The 3664-nt window shown below is 45.3% G+C and carries 5 protein-coding genes; 1 reads left to right on the forward strand and 4 read right to left on the reverse strand.

Annotated features, from left to right (window positions below; genetic code table 11):
- The 3 genes from A3729_RS16620 to sdhC all read right to left on the reverse strand — a co-directional run.
- Positions 1–826 (reverse strand): FAD-binding protein (locus A3729_RS16620; protein ID WP_156497982.1); only part of this gene is annotated, 826 nt, incomplete at its 3' end.
- A gap of 3 nt (positions 827–829) precedes the next feature.
- Positions 830–1177 (reverse strand): succinate dehydrogenase, hydrophobic membrane anchor protein, encoded by a 348-nt coding sequence (gene sdhD, locus A3729_RS16625; RefSeq protein ID WP_068508433.1) that lies wholly within the window; start codon positions 1175–1177, stop codon positions 830–832.
- Entirely contained in the window at positions 1171–1545 is a 375-nt protein-coding gene (gene sdhC, locus A3729_RS16630) for a succinate dehydrogenase, cytochrome b556 subunit (protein WP_068508431.1), read from the reverse strand. Before sdhC ends, sdhD begins: the two co-directional genes overlap by 7 nt.
- A 603-nt stretch (positions 1546–2148) precedes the next feature.
- Between sdhC and gltA the strand changes: the two genes are divergently transcribed.
- Positions 2149–3420 carry a citrate synthase gene (gene gltA / locus A3729_RS16635; RefSeq protein ID WP_068508429.1) on the forward strand — a complete coding sequence of 424 codons (1272 nt, stop codon included), beginning with the start codon at positions 2149–2151 and terminating at the stop codon, positions 3418–3420.
- Between the two features lie 49 nt (positions 3421–3469).
- Here gltA and A3729_RS33180 read toward each other — a convergent pair.
- Positions 3470–3664: hypothetical protein (locus A3729_RS33180; protein ID WP_197475887.1), on the reverse strand; the 195-nt coding region annotated here is incomplete at its 5' end.

Consider the following 3664-nt stretch of genomic DNA (forward strand, 5'->3'; position numbering starts at 1 on the left):
TGAAACGTTCGCCTTCGCCATTGATCAGGTAACCACCTTCACCACGACAACCTTCTGTTACCAGTGTACCCGCTCCAGCGATACCTGTTGGGTGGAACTGCCACATTTCCATATCCTGCGCTGGGAAGCCAGCGCGAAGCGCCATCCCCATACCGTCACCAGTATTAATCAAAGCGTTAGTAGTCGACTGATAAATACGACCAGCACCACCCGTCGCCATAACAGTTGCCTTAGCCTTAACGTATACACGCTCACCTGTTTCAATACAGATAGCAATGACACCAACCACTGCACCTTTTTGGTTTTTCACCAAATCGACTGCATACCATTCATTAAGAAAGGTAGTGCCGCCCTTCAAGTTGCCCTGGTATAGTGCGTGCAATAGTGCGTGACCTGTACGGTCAGCAGCAGCACAAGTACGTGCAGCCTGAGTCGGATTATCCGGCCCTTTAGACTGGCCACCAAACGGGCGCTGGTAGATACGACCTGCTTCAGTTCGCGAGAAAGGCAAACCCATATGATCCAATTCAAATACAGCCTGAGGGCCAACTGAACACATATATTCAATTGCGTCCTGATCACCGATATAGTCTGACCCTTTAACAGTGTCATACATGTGCCAGCGCCAATCATCATTTGGATCCGCACTTGCGATCGCACAAGTTATACCACCTTGAGCAGAAACCGTGTGAGAACGAGTTGGGAATACTTTAGTAATACAAGCTGTTTTGATGCCGGATTCTGTCAATTGAAGTGCTGCGCGCATACCAGCACCGCCACCACCAATAACTATTGCATCATAATTAAGCGTTCTTAATTTAGACATTTCTTACAGCCCCCAAAGAATCTGAACACCCCAGACCACGTAAACGAACATGACCAGGCCACAACCAGCTTGAAAAATAAACCTGAATACCATTGCTTTTAGATAGTCTGTAGACACCGTCCACAAACCGATCCAAGCGTGAGCACCCAAAGATAACAAAGCAAGTAAAGAAAATACTCTGACACAAGTTTGACTAAACAGCTCACTCCACTGCATGTATGTCAAGTCAGGGTTTAGCACTAGATAACCCAGAATAAATACCGTGTAAGCAGCCAACACAACCGCTGTAACACGCTGAATCATCCAATCATAGAGTCCACTACGACCAAAACTAGTAACACTTGCTACCATAACCAAACTCCTGCCAATAAGATAAGTACAACTGACACTGCTATAACAACTTTGGCACCGAACTGGCCAGCTTCAAGCGTTTCACCAATACCACAGTCCATTAATAAATGTTTAATTCCCGCTACCAAGTGATAAAGAAGCGCAGAAACCAAGCCCCACATAATCAAAGTAACAAAAGCACCGTCCAGACACTCTTTAGCGGCGTTAAAACCGTCTTCGCTCGAGAGCGAAAGTTCAAGGACATACATAAGAATTGCCACACCAACGAACAAGGCCACACCGGTAACACGGTGCACAATTGACGTTAGCGCAGGCAGAGGAAAACTAAATTGAGTTAGATCGAGATTTACAGGTCGTTTATCTTTCACAGCACATATACTCTCTCAAGTTGGCATGAGCTAATTTAAACAAAGGAAGGCGTCTCTAAAGATTCGCCAACCCTTGCAACCTTTTTATAATAAGATGTTTCAACGCTATTCAGCCTTGCCGCCCGAAAATCTACAATAAAGATTATCCGAAACAAAACGTGAAATAGGCCACCACCTAATTTTGCTGACGGATTATAGGGATTAAGGCCGCGAAATACAAACCACGAACAAAAATAACGGCATTATTTGGCCATTATAAATTTTCTTGTATTTGACAATAATATTTCAGCAACATAGTAGCCCCGCCTTAGGCAGCTCTGGCACCATATCAAGCTTTTTTTCTTAGTTTTCATACCCACTTTGCACCAAATTAGCTTTTATTAGATATTTCCGCGCCACAGCCGTGCAAATTTCACCCACCCAAAAAGCCGAAACTTTCTTTGATTTTTTTTTCATCTACATTGGCACATTACAGAGACGTGACTATAGTCATTCTATTTGGCATAATGCGCAAACTTTTAAGTCGCCAACTGGCCGCAAGCTTTTTACCTATTAAGCAGCAGCTACGCTTGGCTTACTCTATCTCAGCAACAGGAGAGCACCATGACTGATAAAAAAGCTCAGTTATCGGTTGATGGGAAAACCATCGATTTACCAATTTATTCTGGCTCTGTCGGCCCAGATGTAATAGATGTACGAGGCCTAGTATCAGAAGGTGTCTTTACTTATGACCCTGGATTCGTGTCCACTGCGGCATGCGAATCTAAAATCACCTACATTGATGGCGGCAAAGGTGTACTTCTTCACAGAGGCTACCCAATAGAACAGCTAGCTGAAAATTCAGACTACCTTGAACTATGCCACCTACTTTTGCACGGAGAACTTCCGACAGCAGAAGAAAACGAACATTTCAGAAAAACTGTTCGCAACCACACAATGGTTCACGATCAAGTTAACCAATTCTTTAAGGGCTTCCGAAGAGACGCTCACCCGATGGCGATCATGTGCGGCGTCGTTGGTGCTCTTTCAGCGTTCTACCACGATACGATGGACATCTCTGACGAAGAACACCGTGAAATAGCAGGCTTCCGCCTTGTAGCTAAAATGCCGACTATTGCAGCGATGTGCTACAAGTACTCAATCGGCCAGCCTTTCATGTATCCAAACAATGACTTGGATTATGCAGAAAACTTCCTGCACATGATGTTCAGCACGCCAGCTGGCGATGTTAAGTTTGACCCAGCCATCTCAAAGGCAATGGATAAGATCTTCATGCTTCATGCTGACCATGAGCAGAATGCATCAACATCAACTGTCCGCCTAGCTGGCTCAACTGGCGCCAACCCATTTGCTTGTATCGCTTCTGGCATCGCTGCACTTTGGGGCCCTGCTCACGGCGGCGCAAACGAAGCTGTACTAACAATGCTTAACGAAATCGGTGACGTATCTCGGATCGATGAATACGTAGCCAAAGCGAAAGACAAGAACGACCCATTCCGTCTGATGGGCTTCGGTCACCGCGTATACAAAAACTTCGACCCTCGCGCCAAAGTTATGCGCGAAACATGCGAAGAAGTTCTTGGTGCACTAGGCCTTGAGAATGATCCTCTATTGAAGATCGCGCGTCGCCTTGAGCAGATAGCACTAGAAGATGAGTACTTTGTTGCAAGAAAGCTATATCCAAACGTAGACTTCTACTCGGGTATCATTTTGAAAGCTATCGGTATTCCTGAGTCAATGTTTACCGTTATCTTCGCAATGTCTCGAACTATTGGTTGGTTCTCACACTGGAACGAAATGGTTAGTGAAAACTACCGCATTGGTCGTCCACGCCAGCTTTATACTGGTCACGACAAGCGCGACTACCCTGCCTAAGCGCAAAGCTAAGGTATAAAAAAACCCGCTCTTGCGGGTTTTTTTATACCTAAATCAGTTTTAATTCTGCACCAATCATTTCCCGAGTACGCCTCGCCAAGCCCTTACGACATAAGGATGCTGAGTCCATAGGTTCCAGATAACGGACATGAGCATACACCTTTTCAACCCTTAGAATACGCTCAAGCGTATCAATAAACGAGTCATCATCTATAAACGCTGGCTCAGGCAAGAGCCGACCAAA

This window comes from Oleiphilus sp. HI0043 (assembly GCF_001634935.1).

What these genes read in the sequence shown, in the direction of transcription:
- sdhD (WP_068508433.1), bottom strand. Translation starts at nt 1,177, where the DNA reads ATGGTAGCAAGTGTTACTAGTTTTGGTCGTAGTGGACTCTATGATTGG.
- gltA (WP_068508429.1), top strand. Translation starts at nt 2,149, where the DNA reads ATGACTGATAAAAAAGCTCAGTTATCGGTTGATGGGAAAACCATCGAT.